Genomic DNA, 26,502 nt, shown 5'->3' with positions numbered 1-26,502 from the left:
ATTCCGTTGGAATTGCGCCTTTCGCAATCCACACGATCCCGCTATGCGAAATTCGTACCACTATGCCGTTTTTTGACCAGATTATTTCTGATTCTTGCCTCAGAATTCCAATTAGTCGCGAAAAACGGAAAAAACTGGACGAGAAATTCGATATTCGCAGTCAAAACCTCAAGTCCCGGCGCGGCGAGACAGAGCCGGCAAGTAGGAAGACCGCGAGAAACGGTGGAAACCATGCGCATACCGTTGAACAGGCGGGTGCTGGTGGCAGTGTCGAAGGGAGGACAAATGACAATTGCCGAGGAAAGAGCGCAGGCCGTTGGCGGGCCTCAGCACGGGCTGACTGCCGGGGCATATCGCAGCGAAGAGTTCTGGCAGAGGGAATGCCAGACTGTCCTGGCAAAGAACTGGGTGTTCATCGGCTTTGCCCATCAGATGGCCAATCCCGGTGATGCACATCCAATCACCTGCGCAGACTTGCCACTGCTGGCGGTGCGCGGTCGTGATGGCGATATTCAGGTGTTTCACAATGTTTGCCTGCACCGCTGCATGACATTGGTCGACAAGCCCAAGAATGTCGGCAAGCTGATCCGCTGCCCCTATCATGCCTGGGCCTATGATCTGGATGGCCACCTGCGTGCTGCACCGCATTTTGCCGGAACCGGAAAGCAGGAGTTCGACGGGTTTGACATCAAAGCGCACCGCCTGAAGCCCGTGCGCACCCATGTCTGGCATGATTGGATTTTCGTCAATCTTGATGGGAACGCGCCTGATTTCGAAGATTATGCCGCGCCTTTGATCAGCCGGCTGGAGGGGATGGATTTCACCAGAGTGGAACCAATTGGCCTGCTCGACTTTGGTGAGATTGGCACCAACTGGAAGCTGATCATGGAGAACTTTATCGAGCCTTACCACGTCCAGTTTGTCCATGCCTCAACCACCGATCAGCCGTTGGAAAACCACTATACGCTCATCGATGGCAACTGCATCGGCAGCGCCGTGGATCTGAACGAAGAATTGGGCACATCCGGCAGTCTGGGCGTCAGCTCTCGCTATCTGACGCTGTACCCCAATTTCATTCTGGGCCGCTATTTCCCGGATCAGCTGGGCGTCTATCTGAACGTGCCCATCGGTGCCGGAAAAATGCGCCAGTACCGAGCTCTTTACACAACGGAAGGCCAGGAACTGAGCGCCGAGGAAGTACAAGCCCTCAAAAACCTATGGTGGGATGTCCACAAGGAAGATCACGAGATGGTTGAGCGCATGTTTGAGGGCCGCAAATCCCCGGTTGCTGAGGATGGGGGGCTGTTGTCGCCCGCCTGGGAGGACAGCGTCCGCGCCTTTCAGGATCTGATCGAGCGTGATGTGGCCGGTGCTTAAGAAAGAAGGAACAATATCGATGAACAAGTCCATATCAAAAGGGTTTCGTCTGGCCCATACGATGATGCGGGTCACAGATATGGAGAAGTCACTGGACTTCTATTGCGGAATTCTGGGTATGGAAGTGCAGCGGCGCACGGATTACCCCGAAGGCAAATTCACCAATACCTTTATCGGTTATGGGCCTGAGGCCGAATTTCCCACGTTGGAGCTGACCGCCAATTGGGATCAGGGCACGCCTTATGACAAAGGCGACGGCTGGGGTCACATCTGCATCGAAACGCCGGATGTTTATGCCGCGTGCGAACAGCTGGCTGCAGCGGGGGTAAACATCACCCGTCCACCGGGGCCAATGAAAAACGGCACTAGGGTCATCGCCTTTTGCGAGGACCCTGACGGTTACAAGGTCGAATTGAACGAATCCATACTGAAACACCTGGCACAGGAAGGCTGACCAAATGGGTGACACACCTCAACTTTTCAAATTCGATCTGGTTCAAAATCGCTACGACTCGATGGGCGACAGCGACACCTACATCAAACCGATGGTCACCAGCGAATTCAGCAAGTCCATGTGCGGTGGCATCAACGTCCTGAACAATATCAAGGTGCCTTGGGATCTGACCTGCGACGAGATCATTTATTGCCTTGAGGGCACGTTCCGACTTGTTTGCGATGGCAAAAGCTATGTTTGCAATCGTGGTGACGTGCTGTTTGTCCCCAAGGACAACCACATTTCCTACGAGTCGGACGGCAAATGCGTGATCTTCTATGCCGCCTACCCTCACAACTGGAAACAGCTTGCCGGGATCACGCAGGTTCCGGGCATCGACCCAGACGATTTTGTCCCCGGCTGAACACCTTTTCGCTGAGCGACAGAACAACCGAAACCAGCACCAACACTGAGGGGTCACCCTCGGTGAACCAAATCTGATTGCCATTCGATGGGAGGACGCCGAATGCCCAAAGATAATGCCAGCACCCGCATCTACTACGAGACTTTCCATGACGCTGTCGAGCGTAACCGCCCGCGTATCGCAGAGGTACGGCAACGTCTGGAGGAGGCTGGTGTCAAATACGTGATGGCCGCCTGGATTGACCTGCACGGTATTCCAAAAACCAAACCCGTACCAATGAGTGATTTTGAACCGCTATGCCTTGGAAAAGGCCCGCAATTCGCGGTGCATTCGATTTCGTACGTGCCCGAGCTAAGCCCCGCCGACAGCGATCAGGTGGTGGTTCCGGATCTCGATGCCGTCTACGTCTGTCCGTGGGACACATCGATGGCGATCATCTTCTCGGATCTCTACTGGGAAGACGCACCCTATAATGTCTGCCCGCGTCAGGCCCTGAAACGTGCCATGCACGAGGCCGCGCTGGAAGGGTACACTGGTTACGCCGGGGTAGAACCCGAGTTTATCGTGATGAAATATGACGACGCCGGGCAGCCGGTAAAGGCATTTGACGATGACCCTGCAGATGGGCTTCGTCCACGTCGTCAGGCATTTGGCTATGATGTTGAGTATTCCATCGACTCGATGCCATTCCTTAAAACCCTGATCGACATCATCGAAGGTTTGGGATGGAACCTGCATGACGTGGTGGCCGAGGGTGCATATTCCCAGTTTGAGCTTGATTTCCACTATACCAACCTGCTGGAAATGTCTGACCGGTTGGCTTTTCTGCGCATCACGTTGAAAGAGGTGGCCAAACAGCATGGGTTGTTTGTGACCTTCATGCCCAAGCCAACTGTGGGGGACTGGCGGTCCGGGGCGCATATCAACATGTCGATGCAGCATGAAAGTCGCCCCGGCGAAAACATTTTTGAGACACCCGATGGCAACTGGAGCGACGAAAGCCGCTGGGCTGTTGGCGGGCTGATGCAGCATGCCGAAGCAATCACGGCGATCACCTGTCCGACCGTGAACTCCTATAACGGGTTGGTGCCGCGCGTTGGAGGTTTTGAAGGCGGCACCGTCACCTGGGCTCCGACCAATATCACATATGGCTTCAACAATCGCTCGGCCCAGTTCCGCCTGCCGCAAAGCCGTCACTGCATCGAAAACCGTGCCTGCGACATGACCATGAACGTCTATCTGGCAATGGCGATGCATCTGAGCTGCAGTGTGAAGGGGATCAAAGAAAAGACCGATCCGGGCGAACCAACGGATTTTGATCTCTACTCAAAGACCGAAGCTGAACTTGCCGAGCTCGGAATCCGCCGATTGCCGCGGACCCTGTTTAACGCGATCGAGGCCTTGCGTGGCGATGCCATGGCGGAACATGTGATGGGTCCGGTGATGCGTAATTCATATCTCGAATACAAAAACGACGAGTGGGAGCGGTATCACCAATCGGTCACCGATTGGGAAGTGCAGGAATATTTGCGACTCTACTGAGGCAGGAGATGACCAGATGGTGTCGGACTTTGAGATATACGAGCTTGGCGACCTTCCACTTTTGTCGGGCGAGGTATTGAAGGATGCCAGGCTTGCCTATCAGACCTATGGCACATTGTCGGCCGCCCGTGACAACGTCATCGTTCTGCCCACGTTTTACACAGGCACAAATTCCCGTAACGAGGGGTTCTTTGGCCCGGGTCGCGCGATTGATCCAAGCCGCCATTTCATCGTCAGCCCGAACCTGTTCGGCAATGGTCGTTCGTCGTCGCCATCGAATGCGCCTGCGCCGCAGGACGGCCCGCGTTTTCCCTTGGTGCAGATGTGGGACAACATCACTGCCCAGCATCGGTTGATCCATGATCACCTGGGGATCGATAAAATCGCCCTTGTCGCGGGCTGGTCAATGGCGGGCTGCCAATCCTACCAGTGGGCGGCGCAATACCCGGACATAGTGCAGGCGATCCTGCCTTTCTGCGCCTCAGCCAAAACCTCACCGCATAATTTCGTCTTCCTCGAGGGGGTCAAGGCCGCCCTTTGCGCGGATCAGAGTTGGAACGGCGGCAATTATGACAGCCCACCTGAGGCCGGGCTTAGAGCCTTTGGCCGGGTTTACGCAGGCTGGGCCTTCTCTCAGACCTTCTATCGCGAGGGGCTATATCGGCAGCTGGGATTCCAATCGATTGAAGAGCTGATGCAGGATTGGGAACAGGACCATGTGCAGGGCTGGGATGCAAACAATCTGCTGGCCAAGCTTGCCACATGGCAGGCAGGCGACATCTCAGCCGGGCCGCTTTACAATGGGGATTACGAACTGGCGCTGAGTGCCATCAAGGCTCGTGCCATTCTGATGCCCTGTACTCAGGACCTCTATTTCCCTCCAGAGGACAATGAATTTGAGGCCCACCACATACCTCGCGCCATCTTCCGCCCTTACAATTCCCCTTGGGGTCATTGCGCTGCCAACCCAGGCAATGACAAAGGTTTCACGGCTCAGTTAGATGCCAATATTCGTGAACTTTTAGAAGAGTAACGCTTGGTGAAAAATTGGGGGATCGCAGCCGACATCCAGTAGCCAATCGTGATGCTGCGGGCGCAGCCCGATTTTCCGCCATTCGCTGTAGCGACCTGTTCAGGGCGGGCGTTGATTTCGGTGGCGATGGTGCGGGCGATGCGGTCCAAGGATGCCCCCTGAATTCATTTGGGAGGCACTTCTTGGCCAGCCGCTCCACCAAGGGAAAGAGACGATCGAAGCCGTTAAGCCTGTTCGGCCAAAACCAGCAAATCGTCGTGCATGGTTTTTGCGATCTCAACGTAACCGCGGGACGTGTTGCGTGCGCGCGCCGCGAAACGTCTTTGCGACGGCAAGCGCGCACCCTGATCGATGATATCGGTAAATAAACGTTCGGCGCGCTCATCATTTGCTGCAGCACGACCACCGCTGAACTGTGCGGGGTCAAAGGCCAGAATGACCTCGCCATGATAGGGCGCTCCGCCTTGGCCTTCCGCAAATTCCATGCTTTCGAGGCTGGTCAGGTCGTCGATCAACGGACCAGCCAACAGCTCGATCATGATCGACAGGGCAGACCCTTTGTAGCTGCCGAAGGTCAGCATCGCGCCCTCCATCGCAGTTTGCGGATCGGTGGTCGGATTGCCGTCCTTGTCTATGGCCACGCCTTCGGGCAGGGGCTTGCCTGCCCGGCGATAGAGCTCGATCTCACCACGGGCAAAGGCGCTGGTCGCAAAATCAAAAGTAAACGGATCTTTGCCCTGGCGCGGCCAGCTGAAAGCCAAAGGGTTCGTACCCAGACTGCCCCGAGTTCCCCCAGCCGGTGCGACCCAGCTGTGGCTGGGCACCATCGCCATCGCGGCCAGACCTTCTGAAGACAGACTTTCCACTTCGGGCCAAAGGGCCGAGAAGTGAAAACAGTGATTGATTGCCATTGCAGCAATGCCGTGGGTGCGGGTCTTTTCGATAAGCACAGGCAACGCTTCACGGAAAGCCAGCAAAGACATGCCGCCGCGCGCATCAACACGAACAATGGCATTATCCGAAGGCGCAACAACCGGGGCCACATGCCCGTCAATCTTGCCTGCCTTCATGGTGTCATTGCACATGAACAGGCGGAACAACCCATGAGATTGGCAATCGTCGATCTGGCAGGTCGTCAATACATCGGCAATGGCCGCCGCATGTTCCGGGCCAAACCCCGACTTGGCCAGGATGGACAGGCTGAGGTCCCGGATCTCGTCCAGTGTCAGTGTGACCGTGTCGCTCATGCCGCGCGTCTCCCTTGTCTGAGTTGCACAATGGATAGCGTGGCACTGCGGACAATGGAAACCCGGTTTTTACCGGGGCGGGGGTCACCCCCGCGATTCAGATTGAAGATAGGCAATGACGTCTGCGATGTCTTTGGCGTTTCTCAGGCCAGAGAACTGCATCCTGTTTCCGGGGATGGAACTTTTGGGATCAGCCAGAAAGGCAGCCAGCGTGTCGGTTGTCCAAACGGTACGAGACTGTCGCAATGGGTTCGAGTAGCTGTATCCCGGGGTCTGACCAGCGGCTGCACCAATAATTCCGAAAAGCGATGGACCAACTTCGTGCAGACCCTGTTTCAGCTGATGGCAAGCCCTGCATTTGCGAAACACTTTCTTGCCCGCCTTGATGTCTCCATCGACAGCGGCGACTGCAACAGATGACACTGGCGCGGCTGCGGCCTCTTGTTTTTCCGACTTGAAGATAAATCGCGCCGTGACCGGAACGGTTCTGGTTATGCTCGGCAGATCGGCCAATTCCAGCAATTTGTCGATACCCGCGTTTACGCCTGCGTCTTCCGTGCTGATGAACACCATGTCATTGGTGGATACCATCACAGAGGTATCGGATAGCCGGGCAACAAACATCTCGGCATCAAATTCGATATTCCTGCCCACCAGGGACAAAACCGCCTCGGCATCGACTGTCGTGGTTTCGCCTACTGCAAGTGCCGAAACCTCCTGCATATCGAACTCTGCGACAAGCGACGCGGTGCCGGCATTGCGGAATACGTGTTCGATCATGCGTTCGTTGCGGATATCGACATTGGTCTCAACCGAGGAAAGATCGATTTCAATCTCAGCTTTGCCATCAGGGCTGACAAGACCAGAGAGTTTTGTGAAAGAATTGACCTCACCTACGGTGTCTTTTTTGATCGAACCATAAGCCAGTTGCGAGCCTTCAGGGTCCAGCGTCCAGTTCTGTGCCAGAACAGGGGTTGCAACAATTGTCGACGCGATTGTGACCGCCTTCAACAGAAGTTTCATTTCCTTCCTCCATCTTGTATGTCAGTCCTGACCACGCGGGCCCGGTCCGTGAATGACAAACACACACAGGTCGCGATTTATTCGATGAGTCCCGAAATTAACTCCGAACAGGCCGTGCGCGGCGCAATCCAGACGCATTCCAAGCGGGTCTGGCGGTTTGGTCTTGCACTATCGGGGGCGTCGGACGTTGCAGATGATCTTTTGCAATCGACGTGTTTGCGAGCGTTGGAGCGTCATCATCAGGTCACATCGCATGATCGGTTGGACAGTTGGCTGATGACGATCTGCCGCTCGATCTGGCTGAACGAGGTGCGCGCACGCTCGGTGCGCAAGGCCCAAGCGCTGTCCGTGACGCCCGAAGCCGAATTAATTTCGGTCGGACCGGATTCAGAAACGAATATTTTCGCCGCTGAGGTGTTTACACAAGTGATGCAGTTGCCAGAAGCGCAGCGGGAGACAGTCATGCTTGTGTTTGTTGAGGGATATAGCTACCGCGAGGCCGCCGCGTTGCTGGAGGTTCCGATAGGGACTATTATGAGCCGGTTGTCTAACGCCCGGCAGAAACTGAAAAACGTGATGCAGCATGATGCGGCAGACACCGTTCGACGGAGTGGCAAATGAAGTTTTCCGACGAGACGCTGAAGGCGTATCTGGAAGGCAATGCGGATGCGGCCGAGGCCGCCGCAATCGAAGCGGCGATCGAGACCGATCTTGCGCTGGAACAACGCCTGATGACACTGGACCTGCTGGCACCTGTGGTTCAATCAGTGTTCGAAAACATTCCTGCAGACGCGCCACAGATTGAATTGCCGCAACCAATGCCGGTCAGTACCGTCCGCACCTCGGGCGGCCCCTGGCGCTTGATGGCAGTTGCGGCGTCAGTGACGATCGTGGCCGTGTCCGCAACTTTCTGGGCCACACGCCCCGAGCCGATGGGGTGGGCCGAACAGGCGGCAATCTACCAGTCACTTTATTCGCCGGACACGATTGCATCGTTGGACAATTCTCCGGTTGCGCTTGATGCGCAATTTGCGCGGGCTGAGGCACAGCTGGGCCGGTCGCTTAACCGGGATGCGCTTGAGACGCTGCCCGGATTGGAATTGAAACGTGCTCAGGTTCTGTCTTTTAAGGGGAAACCTCTGATTCAGGTGGTCTTCGCGGATGATCAGGGTCAGCCGCTGGCGTTTTGTGTGATCCGTCAGGGTGAAGGTGCGCCGGCAAAGGATGTCGAACTTGCGGCGATAAGTGGTGTTGCCACTGCGACATGGGCGCAGGATGGATATGGCTATATGCTGATCGGCAGCAGCGAGCAGACCGATCTTGACCAGCAACTGGACATTCTGACGACAACATTCGCCGGCTAACCGGGGGCAGGGCGAAATACGTCTTGTGAACCGCACGAAATGTCCGAAATATAGCGGGCATGACGACGAAACCTGTGATGCCGGACCCGGACGACGACGACGATGTGGTTGGTCCTCCCAGCATCTATGACACAGATCCGCCTGAGGATGATGATCTTTGGTTCCTCCCCCCGGATGAGGACCTGGCGCAGGATGTTTTTCTGCCGCCCGGTCCGGTGGTCGATCGCCGCCTGCTGTTTGATCCAAGGGACTGGCGTGCGGCCCAGGCCGAGCTGTCTTATGAACTGGCCGAACTGGCGGCCACGTTCGGGGCGTTGGACGAACGTTTGCGCGCAGGCCCGACCGGGTGGGGACACCGGCTGGCGCTGATGGATGTGTCTGATCTGGGTTGGTGGACAGGGGATAGGATCGGTGTCGACCGGCTTGCGTTGTGGGTGGGATTACGGATTGGCGCAACCGGCGATGATGTCCAGGCGATGTTCCGGGCAGGCTGGGCTGTGCGCCGACTAACTGCAGGGGCTGGGCCATCAGAGGGCGGCTGGGCGACTGGCCTGACCGCGTTTCTTGATCGCATGGCACAGGGCATCGAAGACATGCCAGAGGCCGTCGCCGATTTGGCTGAGATTATGCAGAATGTGGAAGGCTTGCATCCCGTCACGCAGGCAGCCATCGGGTTTCATGCTTGGCGCGCCCTTTCGGAAAGCCCTGGTCAGGACACTGAGGCAGCGATCATTGCAGCCCGACATGCTGCGTCGATGGGGCGGGGTGGAGCGATCTTCATGCCGTTGGCGTTGTCGGGTCCGGGGGCGTTGCGTGGGGTTGGTGAGCCGCAGGAAAAACTCGCGGCCTGGATCAGGGGGGCAGGGCAGTCGATATTAGCGGCTTTGTTGCACCTGGATCGGGTCAGCGCCTGGGATCAGCGCGCCCGCGAGGCGACAAGTGACCTGAGCGGCCGCACGCCACCGCGCCTGATCGACGCGCTGACCGCATGGCCCATGGTGTCGGCACCGCTGGCCGAGGCCCTGACACAGGCTTCGCGCGCTGCGGTGCAACGCAATATCGACCGTTTTATGAACCGGGGTTTGATCCGAGAGGTAACGGGGCAGGGGCGTTACCGGGTCTGGACAGCTGCACTGTAGCCTCTGAACAAACTGCGAATTGCCCGGTCGGCAGGGTGAAAACCCCAATTCATTCAGATAAATTCACGTGAACCCACGTTGAAGCGCGATCTCGGACGTATCTTGTCGGGTCATCCAGTTCAGTGTTTCCATCGGGTTGCTTTCGAAGACTTCTGCAGATGTTCCGTAACCGAAACATTTGCACGGCTTAGAAATGATGGGATGACAAAGTATCGATTTTTTAGCGCCGACGGGTCATTCGATCTTCGAAGCTGTTTTCGTAGCCTATTGTGAGTGGTTTCGACGGTGCATTTTGATAAGCCGCTTGTGGGTCGCAAAACCAGTCATCCGCGCCGATCCCGTCACTTAGACGCTGCCAATCTGAGAATTTGGTTCCACAATCAAGAATGAAGGACTGGCGTGCGTCGGTCGGTTTCCATTGTGCATGCCTCAGCCTCGAAACTATGCCTTGTCTGGTGAACGTGAAATCCTAGTGCAAGCACTGGCTAACAATCCGCTGACGCTGATCGATAGCGTGTCGATATTGTGTCACGCAAAATAGGCTTTTCATTCATGTAATTTAAGCCGCCTGCCTTGGCAGAACCTACGAATTGGACGTGGGTGGGAAACGCAGATGAGCATCGGTTTGGAATACCGGTACATTGTTTAACATAGGCCCCAGGCGTGACGCTGCACGATATCCGCGGTATCACAACACGCGCGACAGGAATGCCTTGGTGCGCGGTTCGCTTGGTTGGGAAAAGAGCACCTCGGGCGGGCCTTGCTCCAGGATGCGTCCGGCGTCCAGGAAACACACTTTGTCCGCCAGCTCGCGTGCAAAGCCCATTTCGTGGGTGGCAAGTACCATGGTCATACCCTGCTTTCGCAGGTCCCTCAGCACGTCCAGAACCTCGCCTACCAGCTCGGGATCCAGCGCGCTTGTAATCTCGTCAAACAACATGATCTGCGGCTCCATCGCCAGCGCGCGGATGATAGCCACCCGCTGCTGCTGACCGCCCGATAGCTGGTCTGGATAGTGCTCCATCCGGTCACCCAGCCCAAAGCGCGTGAAAAGCTGGGTCACCTTCGGGCGCAGGTCATCTCTGCTCAGCCCGCGTACACGACGTGGCGCGAGCATTACGTTCTCTGCCGCTGTCATGTGAGGAAAGAGGTTGTAGCTCTGGAACACAATGCCGATCTGTTGACGCACCGGCTGTGGGTCAAGTCCCGGTTCAGAGATGTCTTTCCCGTCCAGCCAGATCTCGCCGTCATCGATGGGTTCAAGCAGGTTCATGCAGCGCAAGAGTGTGGATTTGCCAGAGCCTGAGGCGCCAATCAGGCACACCATCTCGCCCTCAGCTACATCCAGGTCAATGCCCTTGCATACCTCGTGATCATCGAACCGTTTCCGCACCCCGCGCAAGGATAGCTTCGCTGTCATGTACGGGCCCTGTTCTGCTTGTTCATAAGGTAGTCCGCATACCGCGTTGCTGGTATGGTCAGCGCAAGAAAGATAAGCGCTGCGCCCACATAAGGCGTAAAATTGGCATAGAGCGATTTGTAAACACCAGCCTGACGGAAAATCTCAACCGGGCCGATAAAGGACAAAAGCGCCACGTCCTTCTGCAAAGCGATGAACAGGTTCATATTTGCAGGAACGACGTTTCGTATGGCCTGTGGCAGGACCACATAGCGCATGGTGTCCTGATCGCTTAGCCCCAACGAGGCCGCGGCGGATCGCTGCGACTGATGGATAGAGTCAATGCCCGAGCGGATCACTTCGGCCACATAGGCCGAATAGACCAAAACCAGCGCCAGCGTGCCCCAAATGTAGGGGCTGTTCCAGGGCCTCGGCAGGCCCAACCCGGGCACGCCAAAGCCAATAATGTAGATAACAAGAACCACGGGCAGGCCGCGGAAGATGTCCGTATATGCAATGCCGAAAAGCCGCAGCGGAAAAAGTGCTGGTGCGCGCGTGTCCCGACACAGCGCGATAACCAGACCCGTGATCGCGATAAGCGGTGCAGACCAGGCAAAAATCATCACGTTCATCAGAAAGGCTTCGAGCAATCCAGGAAACGTCTCGGCGAAAACCCGGCCGTTAAAAAACGAGCGTTGTACGGCCTCCCAACCGGGCGCGAGGGGGACGAGGACGACGATGGCAAGAGCCACGCTGACCACTGAAATCAGCGCGATGCGATTTGAGCGACGCCGTACCTCAGCTTCATAAACCTCGCGACGCGTGGGCGTCGCGGCAGGGCGTTCAACCGAGTCTTTTTGCAATGACGTTTCTTCCATCTACTCGATGACCGGCACACCTGTAGCCTCGGAAAGCCATTGGGTTTCAATCGCGGAAAGCTCGCCGCTTTCGGTCAGTTCTGTGATGGCCGCGTTGACGCATTCCTTCAACGCGTTGCCCTCTTCCATCAAAACGCCGAACTGATCAGGACTTTCGGATTGCCCCGCAGGGAACTGGCCAAGCAATGCACCGTTTTCGACCACGACGGCCGACAGATAGAGTGCCGTAGGAAGGTCATAAATTGCGGCATCGATCTGGCCAGCCATGATGGCCGCATTCACATCAGCATTGTCGTTGTAAAGCAGCGGTTCACTAGACGGCTGGATCACGTCGTTCAGCATCGGGATCGCTGTCGTCGTGGCCACAGCGCCCCACTTCAAATCCTTGAGGCCGTCCAACGTCGCTTCTGCGCCGGAATCGACAACGTTCTGGGTGGTCAGAACCGCCATGGCCGAGGTGTAATAGGGCAGGCTGAAATCAACCATTTCTTCCCGTTCGGGAGTGATCGAGTACTGCTGCATGTTGAAGTCAAAGTTCTTAGCGCCGGGCTGAATCGCCTCGTCAAAACTTGTACGAACCCAGGTAACATTGTCCTGGTCGAAGCCCATTTTTTCGGCGATTGCATAAGCGACGGCGGCTTCGAATCCCTCGCCGCTTTCGGGCGCGTCATTCATAACCCAAGGATAGTAGGCCGGATTACCTGTTGCGATTGTCAGGGTGCCCTCTGTTAGGGTCTTGCCTTTGGCGCAGGTCCCATCGCCCGCAGCAAGCACCGAGGTCGTCGAGAAAAGTAAGGCCAGAGCTGGGCCAGCAATCAGTTTCATCAATCTTCTCCCTGTTTTTGTTTGGTCACAGGTTCTTATGCGCAGGGGGATTTGTCTAGGCGTTTGATCCCACGGTGTGATGACCGGGAATTTTCATTGGAATGAGAGACGGTACAATGAATTTAGCGGCCAATCGCAAAACTTCTCAGGAACCGGTCGAACGATTTCGTTAAGGGATCTGTTGCAAACATTTGGCCATTGGCTGGACCTGCGTCTTTGCTGCGGCTCAACTGGTGGAAATCGCAAACACAAAGGAAGCTTGAGCTTTTCTGGAGCACCTGCTCGAAACGGTTCCCTGCCAGATCCACACCACCTTGACCGTCAATGGCATCCAGCTGCCATGACCAGCTTCGCTCGAACTTGACTGAAATCCATATGCCTACAATTGCGCCACCGATTGAAGACACCAAGTCGCCTCGCTCCATACGAAAAATCTGCAAAATCTGGACTTAAGAACCGTATCGATTCATTCTCGATTCGGTCCACCGGATGCCGGTACTAAACAATTGGCTTCGACATCTGGTTGTCCTCAATAATGAAAAGGACTAATTGGAGGTTTTGGTTTGAGAGGATCGCTGTAATCAGTGATCTTCTTTATTAGGATCGGCAAAACAACATGATAGACTTAAGTAAAATTCGGCCAATGCGAAGAAGCCGCAACTACGAGATTTATCAGCATCCGTTTGTTGAGCGCGCGCTGTTGAAAGTCAGAGTGGATGAACCGGTGCGCAACCACGTGATTCCTCGTTATGCCGAGAGACGCTATGGCAACCTCCGTCAGTGGAACCGGGAAGCAAACGAATACTTAGCCGCGCTGACTCGAGGCTGCCCCGAGATTGAACGCCTTGCGGATTTTATGGGGTATGCTGCGACATCTCAAGGACCAGCACTGGTGGTCGAAAAGATGACCGGCCCAGATGGTGATTTGGCACCAACGCTGGAGTCTGAACGGGCCGCATTGGGCGATGATTTGTCAGAGCGCAAACAGCTGCACGGTGAGTTTATGGAACTCATGGACGACCTTGAACGTGGCCGGATTATCGTGGGCGACCTGAGTTTTGAAAACATTGTACGGGCGCAAGAACGCGATGGGAAGCTGGTCGTTATCGATGGTTTGGGCGAACGAGTGCTGTTTCCGCTGACGCTGGTTTCTGATTTAGCATTCCGCAAGTCCATCGAGCGTCGTCGGACGCGCATGGGCCAGGCATTTGGTCTGAGCTAGTAACACCCGCTCTGCGACCAACTACTGGCGCCGATTTGGCTTCGCTTCATAAGCCACCAGCCGAATAGGCGCCTTCCTGCCCGAACCAACAAGGACCTGTTGACTACAATCAACTGGGTTAGCCAGACGATTAGCCTTTTGCGGCGTCTATCAAATCAAAGAACTTTTTTCGAACTTGGCCGAGCTTGCGGTCATTGTAACTGCGAACCCATCTTCGCAGAGGAATGACTTGTTTAGACCCAAAACTGTCAATCCAAACCCATCGCCCGGATCCGTCGGGCCATGTTTGATAGACAAGATTGCCAGTGTTCTTGTTGCTTATGATGACACGTTCATCTGACAGTTGGTCGAAATGTCTATCGAGATCGCTCAGATGCTGAGGGGTGAGACGATCTTCGGCGATTAACTGAGACAGACTTGGGGAAAGCTGCCCATCCGGATCAGAAATGCGTTCATAGACCAGCGCCAGACCCTTGTCTGTCGGTGCAGTGCCAAACACCCTGCAAACGGGCATAACATCCGGGCTTTCCTGATGGCGGACCATCAGAAAAAAGGCTTCATCAAACTCACGCATGAAACCTTTAAAAGCGGTAGCTCTACGAAACAGCCGGTCATACCATTTGTCGGTTACAAGCCTCGAACCTGCGTCCATCGTATGAGGTTGTGGAACCTTTAACAGCAACCCCTTATCAAATGGGTGTTCATACACGAATTGCCTGTTTCCCTTCGCGATAACAGGGCTGTTTCCTAGTTCAAGCAAGGTGGGGTTTTGGTGGCATTTCATTTTTTCTGTTTAAGTTGATTACAGACCAACGCAAGTCGTTTTTTGATCGTTGAAAGCGATAAGACGACGCCAACTACCTTTACTTTCTGGCCGATGGTTATGTCCGCCTGAGCAGCCTGACACGGAACGGTTCCGAGTTTACCTATGCTATTCTGCGCCCCGGTGACACGTTTGGTGAGTTGGGTGTATTCCAAAAAAGCCAATATGCAGGCACCGCAACCGCGCTGAATTCTGTCACTGTCTACCGCATTCGCAGAGATGTTCTGAACATGCTCAGCCGCTCCAATATGTCGACCTGTCAGGCCCTGAGCGATCTGGTCGCGGAAAGGTTCCGAACGTTCGTTGACGCCACGCGTTGTCTGACAATGAACAGCCTGTCGGCGCGCCTTGCGGAAGCTTTGTTGCGCGTTGCCAGTCAGGTCGGCGAGCCGATCTCGGTCGACGGACGGCAGGCGATCAGGATCGGGGCGTTTGTTACGCAATCCGATATCGGGAGTATGGTCCGCAGTACCCGCAGCAACGTGAATCGATGCCTGAAAGAGTGGGAGCGCGCCGACGCAATTCGGATTCAGGATCGCTCAATCATTATTCTGAATGCATCCTTCCTCGAACGGCTTCATGAAATGGAGTACGGTGCCGTTTCAAGACCCTGAGCGCTGTGAGGCTATCACAGGAATTCCGAAGCGGTATCGAATGTATCGGTCAGGTTATGCGCAGATCTTAGTGCCCCCTAGAATGCCACTCGGTCGGCATTGCCGCCAGGTCGCCTCGGGCCAAATAAGAATCGACGAAACTGGGATAACGCTGCTGTTCAAAGAGATTCAGCGGGGTTTGTCGAGCACTGAAGACGGAGTGAAATGTGCGCCTTCAGTTGTGCCTGATAGTTCTGATCAGCCTCTCAGCCATTTGACTGCAAACTACACACCTTTGCGACAGGTGACGGCCGACTTAGATGTCGGGGGTCGACGTGCTCGTACCATGCTGGCAACCCAAGGAGAGGGGGATCTCTGTGTTGAAGACACCCCGAACTGGTGCCAACTGAATTGCGTGGGCCTCAGTACGCGAGCGATGCGGCTTATTCTTTTGACAACTTAAGGGTGGCATCGGTCGAACCGGTCTTTTTTAAAGACCCGGCCATGTCACTTAAGGTGCGATAAACCTCTCCGGCCTGGGGGTGCCAGTTTGCCACGTCGCGTCCCTGAGTGGTCACGACTCGTTCATCTCCGCGCGCGGCCGGGCCCGTCAATGCCTGTTGCGGTCCCAAAGCAACGACATTTTCCGCAGTGCTTTCAAGAAGCCTTGCATTCAGCAGTGGGACCACATCGGCCCTGACCCCGGCTTCGGCCCAGGCTTCGCGCGCGATGGCTTGAAGCACTACGGCAAAGTTGTTCGAGATCACGGCCGCCGCGTGATAAAGGCTCTTGCCATCAGAGCGGATCGAAAAGCACTCGGCCCCCATTCTTTCCAAAATAGGTTGAAGGATAGCTAATGCATCGGCGTCACCTTCAAGGCCGCACAGGGTGCCCGTGAACTGTTTTATCGCTGTATCAGGGTCAGCGAAGGAAAGGACCGGATGCACACTGGCCAAACGCCAGCCCAGCCTACGCAACGCGGCCAGTTCATCAGCCGGGAAGAATCCGCTGCAGTGAAAGACTGTGGGGCGTTGTTTTATCGCTGTCTGCGTCGCGGCAAGGTCGGAGGCGACGCGAGAGATTTGCGTGTCTGGTACTGCGATAACCCAGAGATCGGCTGGCCGCATATCTGATAGGTCAGTTTCGGCCCGACCTGCGCCGACGCGTTGAACAGCGTTTTCTGCCGAGTTCCGACTTGCACTAAGGACATCCTGTATTTCGCAATCCGTCAAAGAGCTGAGAAGGCTCAGAAATGTCTGACCGACCCGGCCCGCTCCGATCAGATTTACTTTGATCCTGTCCATTCTTTTCGGCCTTTGGCGACTGGCTTTGTCAGGACTATGCCTGCGGCGCAGGGCCATTGCAAAGGCCCGGCTTGACAGGATTGCAATTTCAAAGTTTCAGCGACCACCTTTCGGTTTTTGCCGGACATCAACAACCCGATCTAATGGCGTTTCTCGCAAAATGCCTCATGTACAGTGACAACCATTGAGGCTGTGTCTCAGTCCAGATTACCCGCGCACAGTTCGGTCGTGACAGAGCCGATTGGCTATTCTGGTGGAATTTGATCCAGAAACTTCGGCAACGTGCGAGCATCTTTGACGTTGCCGCAGCTCGATCGACCGCGGGTTTCAATGGACCTTTGGAACAATGACACAGTATTCTTACGTTCAGCGTCTTTAGACGTCGACACTGTGTGCTGAAATCCGGAATAGATCTTTTCAACCCGATCAGGTGCAAGAGACTGGCGACGAACCCGGTCGTTTGTCTCAGCGGTGATCTGAACAGCACTTTCATGGCCGGCTAAGCCGGGAAACGCTTGGCTTACTCGCGCGACAACCGAGATGAATAGTAGTATGCAATCGCTTGGGTTCGGTTCTTTACGGCCAGTTTCTCATAAATGTTGGACAAGTGAAATTTGACCGTGTTGGTGGAAATCTGAAGCTCCTTCGATAAATCCCGGTTGGACATACCCTGTGCCAGAGCCTCGAGAATCGCGCGCTCTTTGCGGGACAGGCTTTGGATGGGGTCCTGCTGCATTTTGCGGACGTCAACGAAGGGAAACACCATCTTGCCATCGGCGACGTCTGCACAAGTTTTCAGCAAGCCTTCGACCTCGCCAGATCGCGCAGCAAACCCGGCGGCCCCCGCTTGCATTGCCAGTCTTGGAACGTCACCGGACGTATCGCCGTAAACGACAAACCGTGGTGCATTGGCCTGTTCGCGTAGCACCTCAATCAGTTTGGCTGCACCCAAAACGGGAAGATTCCAGTCGATAACTCCGACTTTCACGGGAACCCGCATCACCGTCCCCAAAAAGCCTTCGGCCGTCGCCGAGGTCGCAACAAGCGAGAATCGTGAGTCGCGTTCAAAGATCTCCGACATGGCCGACAGGACCAGAGGATTGCTGTCGGCCAGCATGACGTCAATCTGTGTCTGTACGGTTTCAACCATCTGATTTCTGTCCAATTTCCGCAAAAACTACCCGTATAGGTAGGTGAAATTTCGGTATACCTTTGTATTTTTACCAATAAGGGTGGGAAATTTCCGACCCAAATAGCCATCCTAAAGCAGTAGTAAGTTACGTTGTGTCACGAGGCAAGTCCGCGTTTCCTAATTGGCAATGCAACCCAATGGGCCCAGATGCCCCTTCAAATGCCGAGGACGTCAACCGATGACATTTCAGATTTTCCCTCCGCTTGAGATCCCCGAGACCTTGGCCGCCGGTCCCGGGCCGGGCAATACGGATGCACGTGTTCTGCAAGCTTTCACCAACGCGGGCGTGGCCGATCACATGCAGGGCGATGTTCTCAGGGGCATGGTTGAATGCAAACACATGCTTCGCAAGGTCTGGGGCACCCAAAACGCATATACTTTCGCCGTCGCCGGGACAGGTTGGAGCGCGCTGGACACCATGTTCTCTGCCGTCATGCCCGGTGACAAGGTCGTGGCCTTTGCCAACGGAACCTTCTCCGGGATCGACGCGCTGACTTTGCGGATCAAGGCGGCCACACCAGAGGAACATGCCGCCAATCCGCTGGATCCTCAGGCAGCAAGTGTCACAGTGATTGATGTCCCGCATGGTCAGCCGGTGACCGGTGAAATGGCCGAGGACGCGTTGGCGGAACACAAGCCCAAATGGGCTTTCATGGCGCATTGGGAAACCGGATCTGGTCGCGTCAACGACCTGCGCGCGTTCTCGGATGCGTGCGAGCGTCACGGTGTAATGGGTCTGATTGATGCAGTTTCATCGCTGGGTGTGGATGACTTTTCGATCGATGACTATCCGGGGATCGCCGGTTGGGCGTCATGTCCGCAAAAGGGGCTTTGTTGTCTGCCCCTGACTTACGCGCCGGTCAGTTTTACGGATACCTTTATCCGATCTCTCAAGACCACAGGTGCCTACACTTACGTGCACAATCCGATTTTCGAAGCGCGCCATTGGGGCATTGTCGACGGTCAGGATGTTGAAAAAGGGACCTATCACAGAACGCATTCCGGATACGCCGTCGCCGCGTTCCATGAGTCCCTGCGTCTGACATTGCAGGAAGGTCTGGCCAGACGGTCGGCATCCTACAAGACCCACGAGCGCGTGCTGCGCGACGCCGTGACAGCCATGGGGTGCGAGGTGACCTCGGATATGCCCAGCCTTGTTGTGCTCAACTTGCCGCCGGAACTGGCCGGTCGCGAAATGGAATTGGTGCAGCATTGCCGGGCACAGGGCTTTGGCATCTGGCCGACGCTGAGCGCGCCGGTTCAGGTTCGTATTGGCATTCTCAATCAGCTCAACCGACAGGCTGTCAGCCGCATCGTGCGTCTATTTGCGGAAGCCATCCGGGAACTGGGCGGTCAGGTCGAATTCGAAGAAATCGAGGCGCTGCTCGAAAGCCGCTATGGCACGTCGATCGCGGCTTAATCACACTGCATGAACGGGAGGATTGCAGATGGATATTCATGAATATCAGGCGAAAGAGGTTCTTTCGAATTTCGGTGTTGCCGTGCCGTCGGGCGCATTGGCTTACAGCCCTGAACAGGCGGCCTACCGTGCGCGCGAACTGGGCGGTGACAAGTGGATCGTCAAAGCGCAGGTCCACGCCGGTGGCCGTGGCAAAGCGGGCGGCGTCAAGCTGTGCAACACTGAAAACGAGATCTATCAAGCCTGCCACGATCTGTTTGGCCGCAAGCTTGTGACACATCAGACAGGACCCGAGGGCAAGGGTATCTACCGTGTTTATGTCGAATCTGCCGTGCCTATCGACCGCGAGATTTATCTGGGCTTCGTGCTGGATCGCTCCAGCCAGCGGGTGATGATCGTTGCCTCGTCAGAAGGTGGGATGGAGATCGAAGACATCTCGGCCGAGCGCCCCGACAGTATCGTGCGGTCTATTGTGGAACCCGCCGTCGGCTTGCAAGAGTTTCAGGCGCGCGAGATCGCTTTCAACCTTGGGCTGGAACCGCGTCTGGTTCAGCAAATGGTGCGGACATTGCAGGGCTGCTATGCCGCGTTCAGCGAACTGGACGCCACGATGGTTGAAATCAACCCGCTGGTCGTCACAGGTGACGACCGCGTGTTGGCATTGGATGCCAAGATGAGCTTTGACGACAACGCCCTGTTCCGGCATCCCCAGATTTCTGAACTGCGTGACAAAAGCCAGGAAGACCCGCGCGAAAGCCGCGCGGCGGATCGTGGTCTTTCCTATGTTGGGCTGGAAGGCAATATCGGTTGCATCGTGAACGGCGCTGGTTTGGCTATGGCCACGATGGATACGATCAAGCTGGCCGGAGGAGAGCCCGCAAACTTCCTCGACATCGGTGGTGGAGCGTCTCCAGAACGAGTAGCAAAGGCGTTCAGGCTGGTTCTGTCGGACAACAATGTTCAGGCGGTGCTGGTCAACATCTTCGCCGGGATCAACCGTTGTGACTGGGTTGCCGAAGGCGTCGTGCAGGCACTGCGCGAGATCGAGATCGACATTCCGGTCGTTGTGCGCCTTGCTGGAACGAATGTCGAAGAGGGTCAGAAAATTCTGGCCAAATCCGGTCTTCCGATCATCCGCGCCACTACTCTGATGGAGGCCGCAGAACGCGCTGTCGGCGCGTGGCGCAACGATCTGTCCCAAAACACCAAGATGAGGGCTGTGTAATGAGCATTCTTCTCGACCGCGACACACGGGTTATCGTTCAGGGCATCACCGGACGCATGGCGCGCTTTCATACGAAGGACATGCTGGCCTATGGCACAAACGTCGTTGGCGGTGTTGTCCCCGGCAAAGGCGGCGAAACCGTCGAGGGTGTGCCGGTTTTTGACACCGTCAAACAGGCCGTCGAAGCCACCGGAGCGGATGCCAGCCTTGTTTTCGTACCCCCACCGTTCGCCGCGGATTCCATCATGGAGGCCGCCGACGCAGGTATTCGCTATTGCGTGTGCATCACCGATGGCATCCCGGCGCAGGATATGATCCGGGTCAAGCGCTACATGTATCGGTATCCAAAAGACAAACGCATGGTTCTGACCGGACCAAACTGCGCGGGTACAATCAGCCCAGGTAAAGCGCTATTGGGGATCATGCCCGGACATATCTATCTGCCGGGCAATGTTGGGATCATTGGCCGCTCGGGGACGCTTGGGTACGAGGCTGCGGCCCAACTCAAGGAACGGGGTATTGGCATTTCGACCAGCGTGGGTATCGGTGGTGATCCGATCAATGGATCTTCGTTCCGCGATATCCTTGAACGGTTCGAACAGGACGAAAGCACCGAAGTCATCGCCATGATCGGCGAGATCGGTGGCCCACAGGAGGCCGAAGCCGCGGAATACATCCGCGATCATGTGACCAAACCCGTCGTCGCCTATGTCGCAGGCTTGACCGCACCCAAAGGCCGGACGATGGGCCACGCGGGCGCGATCATCTCGGCCTTTGGCGAAAGCGCGTCCGAGAAAGTCGAAATCCTTTCGGCAGCCGGCGTCACGGTCGCTGAAAATCCCGCTGTTATCGGCGAAACCATCGCCCGCGTCATGGGAAAGGCTGCGTAATGGCTAAACCTTCGGTTCTTGTTACCCGTCGCTGGCCTGCTGCCGTCGAGGCGCAGTTGGCCGAGAATTACAACGTCGTTCTGAATACCGGGGACAAGCCCATGTCCCCGGCTGAAATACGGGATTCCTTGAAACGCTATGATGCGGTGTTGCCCACTGTCACAGATACGCTGAACGCCGAGGCACTGGACGTTTCAGCGGCGCAAACCAGGATCCTTGCAAATTACGGGGTCGGCTACAGCCACATCTGCGAACCCGCGGCCCGCGAATTGGGCATGACGGTGACAAACACGCCTGACGTTCTGTCCGAATGCACTGCTGATATTGCGATGACGTTGCTGCTGATGGTGGCGCGCCGTGCAGGTGAGGGAGAGCGTGAGTTGCGCTCGGGCAACTGGACCGGATGGCGGCCTACACATCTGGTGGGCACCAAGGTCAGTGGCAAAACTCTGGGCATCATCGGCTACGGCCGCATCGGACAAGAGATGGCCCGCCGGGCGCACCACGGGTTCGGGATGGATATCATTGTCTACAACCGCAGCAAGGTTGCGCCGGATGTACTGGCCCGATGCAACGCAACTCAGGTAGATACGATTGACGATCTGTTGCCGCAGTGTGACTTCGTTTCGTTGCATTGCCCTGGTGGTGTTGCGAACCGGCACCTGATCAACTCGCGCCGGTTAAGCCTGATGAAACCCGACGCCTTTCTGATCAACACCGCGCGCGGTGAGGTGATCGACGAATGGGCACTGATCCAGGCGCTGATGTTTGACATGATCGGCGGAGCGGCGCTGGATGTTTTCGATGGCGAACCCCGCATCAGCCCGGACCTGTTGCAATGCGACAACCTCGTGATGCTGCCGCATCTGGGCAGCGCCACGCGCGAGGCGCGCGAAGCGATGGGGTTTCGCGTTCTGGATAACCTCAACGACTTTTTCGCCGGACGCGCGCCCCGAGATCGCGTGATCTGAGGCCAACCCCGATCACTCTGAACCAAAAGACGAAGGACCCAAACCATGAGCTTTCATTCCATCGACCAGGCGCCCGCCCGCCTGAACCGCAGCGAACTTGCCGTTCCGGGCAGCCAGCCTGGTATGTTCGAAAAGGCCGCGAAATCAGATGTGGACGTCATTTTTCTTGACCTCGAAGACGCTGTTGCCCCGGACGAAAAGGAACAGGCGCGTAAGAATATCATCGAGGCACTGAATGATATCGATTGGGGTTCCAAAACCATGTCGGTTCGGATCAACGGGCTGGATACCCATTACATGTATCGCGACGTGGTCGATGTGGTCGAACAGGCTGGTGAGCGGCTGGACCTTATCATGGTCCCAAAGGTAGGCACCGCCGCAGACGTCTATGCTGTTGATATGCTTGTCACTCAGATCGAGGATGCCAAAGGATATAAGAAGCGGATCGGTTTTGAACACATTATCGAAACTGCATTGGGCATGCAGAACGTCAGCGAGATCGCGGCCGCCTCAAAACGCAATGAAAGCCTGCATTTTGGGGTTGCCGATTATGCCGCTTCTACCCGCGCGCGGACGACGATCATCGGTGGGGTGAACCCGGATTATTCGGTTCTGACAGACGCGGATGCTGATGGTGGCCGTCTGACTCATTGGGGCGACATGTGGCACTATGCACTAGCCCGCATGGTCGTTGCTGCCCGTGCTAACGGTCTGCGCCCAATCGACGGGCCTTTCGGAGACTTTCAGGATCCTGACGGCTACAAGGCTGCGGCAAAACGTGCGGCCGTTCTGGGCTGCGAAGGCAAATGGGCCATCCATCCCAGCCAGATTGCATTGGCCAACGAGGTCATGTCCCCATCTGACGCTGAGGTGAACAAGGCACAGCGTATCCTTATCGCCATGTCCGAGGCCGAGGCATCCGGGAAAGGTGCTGTGTCGCTGGATGGACGATTGATCGACTATGCCTCGATCCGTCAGGCAGAAGTATTGGTCGAAAAGGCAGGCCAGATAGCGGCGGCATAAACCAAGGTAGACCAGGCATCACTTGGCGCGGGGTCGTTCAGACCCTGCGTTTCGATTTTACGACTACGATCGGAAACGCATGGCCGCGACGACCCCTGCGGACTTGTTCCTTGCTTTCAACCCCACGATCGGTTCAAACTAGGTCCTTGCCAATTGATGTTCGGCTGCCCCAAAGATTGATCGGGTCTTGAAAGGGGCTATCGCGCTGATAAAGAACAACAAGATCTCGTCGAATGTTAGCACTCACAGACAAATCGAAGACCGAACAGCAAATAGCTTTCGAGATTTTTGTTCAGGCGGAATTTGCCTATCTGGAGCTGTCATCCATCATTGCAGTTTTGCAGACGGCAAATGATGTTCTCAACCGCGATCTTTTTCGGTGGCAGATTACGTCGGACACGCCCGGCTTGGTGTCCAGCAGTTCAGACCTGATTGTGCGGGCAACGCCTGCCATCTCTGACCAGTATCTGAGCGATTGCCTGTGTGTCGTGGGCGGTCAATTGGGAAATGTCAGTACATGGTTGCGACGCGTCCGGGCAATGCAAAAGCATAAACGACCGGTTGCCTTGTTTTCGGACGCGGCGCGCGAATATATCAAGGCGACAGTGCAACAATCCGGGCCGGTCACGGCACATTGGCGCGACATAGGTTTGCTGCGTGAGATTGGGGATTACCCCATGCTTTCTGAAAGTCTTGTTGCCCGAAATGGAACGGTGCTGACTTGCGCCGGGCACGGTCATACCGTCGAGGCGATCATCGGCATTCTGGCCGAGGTTCTTGAGCCTCAGGACAGGGCTGAACTGGCCTGTCAATTGATGCTGAACGACGTTCGGGGCCACGCGCAAGAGCAACCCAAAGGCGTGAGCGCGAACCCGAATTTCCTAGAAAAGCGGCTGCAAAACGCGATCCGCATCATGGAAGAAAACACGGAACACCCGTTGCCAACGGCCAGTCTTGCCCGCCGCGTGGGCGTATCCACCCGGCAGTTAGAGCGCCAGTTCATGCTGCACTTGAGCACATCGCCCGGAAAATTTTATAGAAAGATCAGATTAAAAAAAGCGTTTACCCTGGTCTCGAACTCGCAAATGCCGATTATTGACATCGCCATTGCCTGCGGTTTTGCATCAACCTCTACGCTTGCCCAGACATTTAAGGCCGAATACGGCAAAACACCAAAGCAATTGCGGCGCACCGAATGACCTTTATATGGCCTCCGGAATTTCTGGCAGGTTATGCTGAGGGGCCAAGGGTCTTATCTGCATCGCAAAGGCGGTAGACATTCACTTTCCTTGAACGTCCTTTGACCGTGAATTCGCCGCAGTCGATCAGATGAAAAACCGGGCTGATCAGTCGCGCTGTGGCATCGCTGATCAAAATCCTGGTTTGCTCGTCACTTGGCAGTTCGCCTACCAGGGTTTCGATCCGGGCACAGGTGTTCACCGTGTCGCCGATCACTGTGTAATTCATCCTGTCGACGGCCCCGATATTGCCGACAATCAGCGGTCCGGTGTGCACCGCGATCTTGACGCCGTACTCGACGCCAGCCTCAGCCAGAGATTGCTTGATTGCCAATGCAGCCCGGCAGGCGCGCTCGGCATGATCCGTCTGGTCCTGAGGGGCGCCCCAGAACGCCATCGCCGCGTCGCCGATGTATTTGTCGAGCGTTCCGCCTTCGGCTTCGATACAGCGGTTCAGGATCTCGAAATGCCGGTTCAGCATTGCTGCCGTGGCTTGTGGCGTCATGGCCTCGGATGCGGGTGTGAACCCCACGATATCGGCGAACATCACCGTCAGTTCGACTTCGCGCGGCAACACAAGGTTAGGATCCCCGGTCTTTAGCATTTGCCGTACAAGGGTTCGGGGCAAGTAAGTTTCAAACCAGCGCAGCCCGTCGAGCATCTTGTTGAAGGCCACAGCCTGAAGGTTCAGTTCTGAGACCCGAGAGGGGGGCAGGTGGTCGATCTGGTTCAGATTCAGCTCGCTGATTTTGATGGCTTCTTCGGTCGACCTGTGAATGGGTGCCGCCAATCGTCTTGCCAACACAAGCGCCGCAATGACCGAAGCGATCAGCAAACCAAGACTGACCAGGGCGGCGTCACTCAGCCGGGACCACTGGTTGCTCCAATCGCTTAGTGGAGAATACTGCCCGATCACCCACGGCTCAGATCCGAAGCCGCTGACGATGCTTGTCAAAACCAGGTGTTCTCCGTCCAGCGCCTCGACCACATATCCGACAAATGTTCCATCGTTGCCCTGAAACTCGGGTGGCTGCATCAGCATTTGTGAGATGACCGCGTCATCAAGTGCTGCGACCGAATGCAAGGGGGCGTTTGAGCTTAACGTGTTTGCGGACAGGTTCAGCAATTTGGGATGGGCCAGAACGCGGTTGTCACCGTACAGAACAAAACCGGTTGCCCCGTATTTCCCGCTTAACTCGTCGACCAGGCCCGAGAAATGGTGAACGGTAGAAGAAACGAGCACGGCCCCGAGGAAAATACCGTCTTTATAGGCAGGTACAGTCGCTGAGATATGTGTCCGGCCCTGGTCAAAGAAGGGTTCGTTCCAGAACAAACCATCATAGCCTTTGACATCTTTAAGATACTGAAGCGTGCCTGCAGCAGGAGGCTCGTATGACGTTATTAAACGTGGCCCCTCAACATCGGTTATATGTGTTGAAATGAACAGACTGCTGTCAGGATACACGATGGCAAGATCGGTCAGATACGGGACCGAAGCCACCACACCTTTGAAGTAGGCTTTCAGAAAATCGGTGTCGTGCAGATCGACTTCGCCCGTGCTTGCGTCTTCTTGTAGGGATTGTGCCAGTTCCTCGATCGGTGTCGTCAGGCTGAAGATATCGTCTTCGATGGATTCGACGATCATCGCGGCAGACGTATTCAACAGTTCCGTCGTGTTCTGAAAATTGGCATAAGTCGAAACCAACAGAACTGCCCCAGCCGATATTGCCACCAGTCCGCCAATGGTCAGCGCCAGCAGAGTAGAAATTCGGATCTTCAACCTTGACTGGCGGTAGCTTTGCGCCCGGGCGCTTTTGTCGATCACGCCAGTGTGCTGCGTATGCCTATCTTCGTTGACCATCTTTGAACGATATTTAGCTTGGCGACCCGTTACAACGTCTCGTTGACGTCTCAGGC

At 55.9% G+C, this 26,502-nt stretch carries 27 protein-coding genes and 3 pseudogenes; 17 read left to right on the top strand and 13 right to left on the bottom strand.

Translation table 11 applies throughout. From position 1 onward, the window contains the following. Positions 1 to 285: 285 nt before the first annotated feature. The 5 genes from AC2FJF_RS09495 (at position 286) to AC2FJF_RS09475 (ending at position 4,809) form a co-directional block, all read left to right on the top strand. On the top strand, positions 286 to 1,377 hold the full coding sequence (locus AC2FJF_RS09495) for an aromatic ring-hydroxylating oxygenase subunit alpha (protein ID WP_496724955.1): 1,092 nt from the start codon (positions 286 to 288) through the stop codon (positions 1,375 to 1,377). A 19-nt stretch (positions 1,378 to 1,396) separates the two neighbouring features. Then, complete coding sequence (gloA, locus tag AC2FJF_RS09490; protein WP_085823161.1) at positions 1,397 to 1,831, top strand: lactoylglutathione lyase; 435 nt, start codon at positions 1,397 to 1,399, stop codon at positions 1,829 to 1,831. Between the two features lie 4 nt (positions 1,832 to 1,835). Further along, complete coding sequence (locus AC2FJF_RS09485; RefSeq protein ID WP_108859955.1) at positions 1,836 to 2,234, top strand: cupin domain-containing protein; 399 nt, start codon at positions 1,836 to 1,838, stop codon at positions 2,232 to 2,234. A 102-nt stretch (positions 2,235 to 2,336) separates the two neighbouring features. Then, positions 2,337 to 3,776 carry a glutamine synthetase family protein gene (locus tag AC2FJF_RS09480; RefSeq protein ID WP_496724953.1) on the top strand — a complete coding sequence of 480 codons (1,440 nt, stop codon included), beginning with the start codon at positions 2,337 to 2,339 and terminating at the stop codon, positions 3,774 to 3,776. Between the two features lie 16 nt (positions 3,777 to 3,792). Beyond that, entirely contained in the window at positions 3,793 to 4,809 is a 1,017-nt protein-coding gene (locus AC2FJF_RS09475; protein WP_496724951.1) for an alpha/beta fold hydrolase, read from the top strand. Here AC2FJF_RS09475 and AC2FJF_RS09470 read toward each other — a convergent pair. From AC2FJF_RS09470 to AC2FJF_RS09460, 3 genes are all read right to left on the bottom strand, one after another. Beyond that, positions 4,770 to 4,958 carry a hypothetical protein gene (locus tag AC2FJF_RS09470; protein ID WP_496724949.1) on the bottom strand — a complete coding sequence of 63 codons (189 nt, stop codon included), beginning with the start codon at positions 4,956 to 4,958 and terminating at the stop codon, positions 4,770 to 4,772. The two genes, AC2FJF_RS09475 and AC2FJF_RS09470, sit on opposite strands and share 40 nt — an antisense overlap. Before the next feature lie 75 nt (positions 4,959 to 5,033). Then, a complete protein-coding gene (locus AC2FJF_RS09465; RefSeq protein ID WP_496724947.1) occupies positions 5,034 to 6,056 on the bottom strand; it encodes an Ldh family oxidoreductase in 1,023 nt (340 codons plus the stop codon). 84 nt (positions 6,057 to 6,140) lie between these two features. Further along, a complete protein-coding gene (locus tag AC2FJF_RS09460) occupies positions 6,141 to 7,079 on the bottom strand; it encodes a c-type cytochrome (protein ID WP_496724945.1) in 939 nt (312 codons plus the stop codon). Positions 7,080 to 7,163: 84 nt separating this feature from the next. Between AC2FJF_RS09460 and AC2FJF_RS09455 the strand changes: the two genes are divergently transcribed. The 3 genes from AC2FJF_RS09455 to AC2FJF_RS09445 are packed head-to-tail and all read left to right on the top strand — an operon-like array spanning position 7,164 to position 9,582. After that, positions 7,164 to 7,700: an RNA polymerase sigma factor gene (locus AC2FJF_RS09455; RefSeq protein WP_496724944.1), complete on the top strand. Its 537-nt coding sequence runs from the start codon at positions 7,164 to 7,166 to the stop codon at positions 7,698 to 7,700. After that, positions 7,697 to 8,443 carry a hypothetical protein gene (locus AC2FJF_RS09450; RefSeq protein ID WP_496724942.1) on the top strand — a complete coding sequence of 249 codons (747 nt, stop codon included), beginning with the start codon at positions 7,697 to 7,699 and terminating at the stop codon, positions 8,441 to 8,443. The genes AC2FJF_RS09455 and AC2FJF_RS09450 overlap by 4 nt, the downstream gene beginning before the upstream one ends. A 59-nt stretch (positions 8,444 to 8,502) precedes the next feature. Continuing rightward, complete coding sequence (locus AC2FJF_RS09445) at positions 8,503 to 9,582, top strand: helix-turn-helix domain-containing protein (RefSeq protein ID WP_496724940.1); 1,080 nt, start codon at positions 8,503 to 8,505, stop codon at positions 9,580 to 9,582. Between the two features lie 63 nt (positions 9,583 to 9,645). Here AC2FJF_RS09445 and AC2FJF_RS09440 read toward each other — a convergent pair. The 5 genes and pseudogenes from AC2FJF_RS09440 to AC2FJF_RS09420 form a co-directional block, all read right to left on the bottom strand. Further along, positions 9,646 to 9,994, bottom strand: a pseudogene (locus AC2FJF_RS09440) (hypothetical protein); the annotation flags it as partial. Between the two features lie 276 nt (positions 9,995 to 10,270). Beyond that, a complete protein-coding gene (locus AC2FJF_RS09435; protein ID WP_496724938.1) occupies positions 10,271 to 11,002 on the bottom strand; it encodes an amino acid ABC transporter ATP-binding protein in 732 nt (243 codons plus the stop codon). Beyond that, positions 10,999 to 11,859: an amino acid ABC transporter permease gene (locus AC2FJF_RS09430; RefSeq protein ID WP_109311164.1), complete on the bottom strand. Its 861-nt coding sequence runs from the start codon at positions 11,857 to 11,859 to the stop codon at positions 10,999 to 11,001. Before AC2FJF_RS09430 ends, AC2FJF_RS09435 begins: the two co-directional genes overlap by 4 nt. Continuing rightward, complete coding sequence (locus AC2FJF_RS09425) at positions 11,860 to 12,684, bottom strand: ABC transporter substrate-binding protein (RefSeq protein ID WP_496724936.1); 825 nt, start codon at positions 12,682 to 12,684, stop codon at positions 11,860 to 11,862. A gap of 122 nt (positions 12,685 to 12,806) precedes the next feature. Beyond that, on the bottom strand, positions 12,807 to 13,109 hold the full coding sequence (locus AC2FJF_RS09420) for a hypothetical protein (RefSeq protein WP_496724934.1): 303 nt from the start codon (positions 13,107 to 13,109) through the stop codon (positions 12,807 to 12,809). Between the two features lie 191 nt (positions 13,110 to 13,300). Between AC2FJF_RS09420 and AC2FJF_RS09415 the strand changes: the two genes are divergently transcribed. Beyond that, positions 13,301 to 13,906 carry a YrbL family protein gene (locus tag AC2FJF_RS09415; RefSeq protein WP_496724932.1) on the top strand — a complete coding sequence of 202 codons (606 nt, stop codon included), beginning with the start codon at positions 13,301 to 13,303 and terminating at the stop codon, positions 13,904 to 13,906. 130 nt (positions 13,907 to 14,036) lie between these two features. On the opposite strand, the gene AC2FJF_RS09410 is transcribed toward AC2FJF_RS09415, so the two are convergent. After that, a complete protein-coding gene (locus tag AC2FJF_RS09410) occupies positions 14,037 to 14,666 on the bottom strand; it encodes a YrbL family protein (protein ID WP_496724930.1) in 630 nt (209 codons plus the stop codon). A gap of 98 nt (positions 14,667 to 14,764) precedes the next feature. On the opposite strand from AC2FJF_RS09410, the pseudogene AC2FJF_RS09405 reads away from it, so the two are divergent. Together AC2FJF_RS09405 and AC2FJF_RS09400 are read left to right on the top strand one after the other, a co-directional pair. Further along, positions 14,765 to 14,959 (top strand): annotated as a pseudogene (locus tag AC2FJF_RS09405) (cyclic nucleotide-binding domain-containing protein); the annotation flags it as partial. After that, entirely contained in the window at positions 14,960 to 15,343 is a 384-nt protein-coding gene (locus tag AC2FJF_RS09400) for a Crp/Fnr family transcriptional regulator (RefSeq protein WP_496725216.1), read from the top strand. Positions 15,344 to 15,765: 422 nt separating this feature from the next. Here AC2FJF_RS09400 and AC2FJF_RS09395 read toward each other — a convergent pair whose 3' ends face one another. The 3 genes and pseudogenes from AC2FJF_RS09395 to AC2FJF_RS09385 form a co-directional block, all read right to left on the bottom strand. Next, the gene (locus AC2FJF_RS09395; RefSeq protein ID WP_496724928.1) at positions 15,766 to 16,626 is read right to left on the bottom strand and encodes a Rossmann-like and DUF2520 domain-containing protein; all 861 of its coding nucleotides are present in this window, start codon (positions 16,624 to 16,626) and stop codon (positions 15,766 to 15,768) included. Between the two features lie 313 nt (positions 16,627 to 16,939). Beyond that, positions 16,940 to 17,119 (bottom strand): annotated as a pseudogene (locus tag AC2FJF_RS09390) (transposase); the annotation flags it as partial. A 27-nt stretch (positions 17,120 to 17,146) separates the two neighbouring features. Further along, the gene (locus tag AC2FJF_RS09385) at positions 17,147 to 17,776 is read right to left on the bottom strand and encodes a response regulator transcription factor (RefSeq protein WP_496724926.1); all 630 of its coding nucleotides are present in this window, start codon (positions 17,774 to 17,776) and stop codon (positions 17,147 to 17,149) included. Positions 17,777 to 17,996: 220 nt separating this feature from the next. On the opposite strand from AC2FJF_RS09385, the gene AC2FJF_RS09380 reads away from it, so the two are divergent. The 6 genes from AC2FJF_RS09380 (at position 17,997) to AC2FJF_RS09355 (ending at position 24,546) form a co-directional block, all read left to right on the top strand. After that, a complete protein-coding gene (locus AC2FJF_RS09380; protein WP_496724925.1) occupies positions 17,997 to 19,238 on the top strand; it encodes a pyridoxal-phosphate-dependent aminotransferase family protein in 1,242 nt (413 codons plus the stop codon). Positions 19,239 to 19,266: 28 nt separating this feature from the next. After that, positions 19,267 to 20,463 (top strand): malate--CoA ligase subunit beta, encoded by a 1,197-nt coding sequence (locus tag AC2FJF_RS09375; RefSeq protein WP_496724923.1) that lies wholly within the window; start codon positions 19,267 to 19,269, stop codon positions 20,461 to 20,463. Continuing rightward, positions 20,463 to 21,353 (top strand): succinate--CoA ligase subunit alpha, encoded by an 891-nt coding sequence (sucD, locus tag AC2FJF_RS09370; protein ID WP_496724921.1) that lies wholly within the window; start codon positions 20,463 to 20,465, stop codon positions 21,351 to 21,353. Before AC2FJF_RS09375 ends, sucD begins: the two co-directional genes overlap by 1 nt. Next, entirely contained in the window at positions 21,353 to 22,324 is a 972-nt protein-coding gene (locus tag AC2FJF_RS09365) for a 2-hydroxyacid dehydrogenase (protein ID WP_496724919.1), read from the top strand. Before sucD ends, AC2FJF_RS09365 begins: the two co-directional genes overlap by 1 nt. 45 nt (positions 22,325 to 22,369) lie before the next feature. Further along, complete coding sequence (locus AC2FJF_RS09360; RefSeq protein WP_496724917.1) at positions 22,370 to 23,347, top strand: HpcH/HpaI aldolase/citrate lyase family protein; 978 nt, start codon at positions 22,370 to 22,372, stop codon at positions 23,345 to 23,347. Positions 23,348 to 23,580: 233 nt separating this feature from the next. Beyond that, positions 23,581 to 24,546 (top strand): GlxA family transcriptional regulator, encoded by a 966-nt coding sequence (locus tag AC2FJF_RS09355; protein ID WP_496724915.1) that lies wholly within the window; start codon positions 23,581 to 23,583, stop codon positions 24,544 to 24,546. A 31-nt stretch (positions 24,547 to 24,577) separates the two neighbouring features. Here AC2FJF_RS09355 and AC2FJF_RS09350 read toward each other — a convergent pair whose 3' ends face one another. Next, on the bottom strand, positions 24,578 to 26,446 hold the full coding sequence (locus AC2FJF_RS09350; RefSeq protein ID WP_496724913.1) for an adenylate/guanylate cyclase domain-containing protein: 1,869 nt from the start codon (positions 26,444 to 26,446) through the stop codon (positions 24,578 to 24,580). Positions 26,447 to 26,502: the final 56 nt, after the last annotated feature.

Source organism: Ruegeria sp. CDSB013 (genome assembly GCF_059611165.1).
This window is presented reverse-complemented; position numbering and strand designations above follow the sequence as displayed.

Coding starts and splice junctions, on each gene's coding strand:
- AC2FJF_RS09485 (WP_108859955.1), top strand. CDS start 1,836: ATGGGTGACACACCTCAACTTTTCAAATTCGATCTGGTTCAAAATCGC.
- AC2FJF_RS09420 (WP_496724934.1), bottom strand. CDS start 13,109: ATGGAGCGAGGCGACTTGGTGTCTTCAATCGGTGGCGCAATTGTAGGC.
- AC2FJF_RS09365 (WP_496724919.1), top strand. CDS start 21,353: ATGGCTAAACCTTCGGTTCTTGTTACCCGTCGCTGGCCTGCTGCCGTC.
- sucD (WP_496724921.1), top strand. CDS start 20,463: ATGAGCATTCTTCTCGACCGCGACACACGGGTTATCGTTCAGGGCATC.
- AC2FJF_RS09495 (WP_496724955.1), top strand. CDS start 286: ATGACAATTGCCGAGGAAAGAGCGCAGGCCGTTGGCGGGCCTCAGCAC.
- gloA (WP_085823161.1), top strand. CDS start 1,397: ATGAACAAGTCCATATCAAAAGGGTTTCGTCTGGCCCATACGATGATG.
- AC2FJF_RS09450 (WP_496724942.1), top strand. CDS start 7,697: ATGAAGTTTTCCGACGAGACGCTGAAGGCGTATCTGGAAGGCAATGCG.
- AC2FJF_RS09350 (WP_496724913.1), bottom strand. CDS start 26,446: ATGGTCAACGAAGATAGGCATACGCAGCACACTGGCGTGATCGACAAA.
- AC2FJF_RS09380 (WP_496724925.1), top strand. CDS start 17,997: ATGACATTTCAGATTTTCCCTCCGCTTGAGATCCCCGAGACCTTGGCC.
- AC2FJF_RS09360 (WP_496724917.1), top strand. CDS start 22,370: ATGAGCTTTCATTCCATCGACCAGGCGCCCGCCCGCCTGAACCGCAGC.
- AC2FJF_RS09465 (WP_496724947.1), bottom strand. CDS start 6,056: ATGAGCGACACGGTCACACTGACACTGGACGAGATCCGGGACCTCAGC.
- AC2FJF_RS09455 (WP_496724944.1), top strand. CDS start 7,164: ATGAGTCCCGAAATTAACTCCGAACAGGCCGTGCGCGGCGCAATCCAG.
- AC2FJF_RS09400 (WP_496725216.1), top strand. CDS start 14,960: ATGCTCAGCCGCTCCAATATGTCGACCTGTCAGGCCCTGAGCGATCTG.
- AC2FJF_RS09460 (WP_496724945.1), bottom strand. CDS start 7,079: ATGAAACTTCTGTTGAAGGCGGTCACAATCGCGTCGACAATTGTTGCA.
- AC2FJF_RS09395 (WP_496724928.1), bottom strand. CDS start 16,626: ATGGACAGGATCAAAGTAAATCTGATCGGAGCGGGCCGGGTCGGTCAG.
- AC2FJF_RS09480 (WP_496724953.1), top strand. CDS start 2,337: ATGCCCAAAGATAATGCCAGCACCCGCATCTACTACGAGACTTTCCAT.
- AC2FJF_RS09415 (WP_496724932.1), top strand. CDS start 13,301: ATGATAGACTTAAGTAAAATTCGGCCAATGCGAAGAAGCCGCAACTAC.
- AC2FJF_RS09430 (WP_109311164.1), bottom strand. CDS start 11,859: ATGGAAGAAACGTCATTGCAAAAAGACTCGGTTGAACGCCCTGCCGCG.
- AC2FJF_RS09375 (WP_496724923.1), top strand. CDS start 19,267: ATGGATATTCATGAATATCAGGCGAAAGAGGTTCTTTCGAATTTCGGT.
- AC2FJF_RS09445 (WP_496724940.1), top strand. CDS start 8,503: ATGACGACGAAACCTGTGATGCCGGACCCGGACGACGACGACGATGTG.
- AC2FJF_RS09385 (WP_496724926.1), bottom strand. CDS start 17,776: ATGGTTGAAACCGTACAGACACAGATTGACGTCATGCTGGCCGACAGC.
- AC2FJF_RS09425 (WP_496724936.1), bottom strand. CDS start 12,684: ATGAAACTGATTGCTGGCCCAGCTCTGGCCTTACTTTTCTCGACGACC.
- AC2FJF_RS09355 (WP_496724915.1), top strand. CDS start 23,581: ATGTTAGCACTCACAGACAAATCGAAGACCGAACAGCAAATAGCTTTC.
- AC2FJF_RS09435 (WP_496724938.1), bottom strand. CDS start 11,002: ATGACAGCGAAGCTATCCTTGCGCGGGGTGCGGAAACGGTTCGATGAT.
- AC2FJF_RS09475 (WP_496724951.1), top strand. CDS start 3,793: ATGGTGTCGGACTTTGAGATATACGAGCTTGGCGACCTTCCACTTTTG.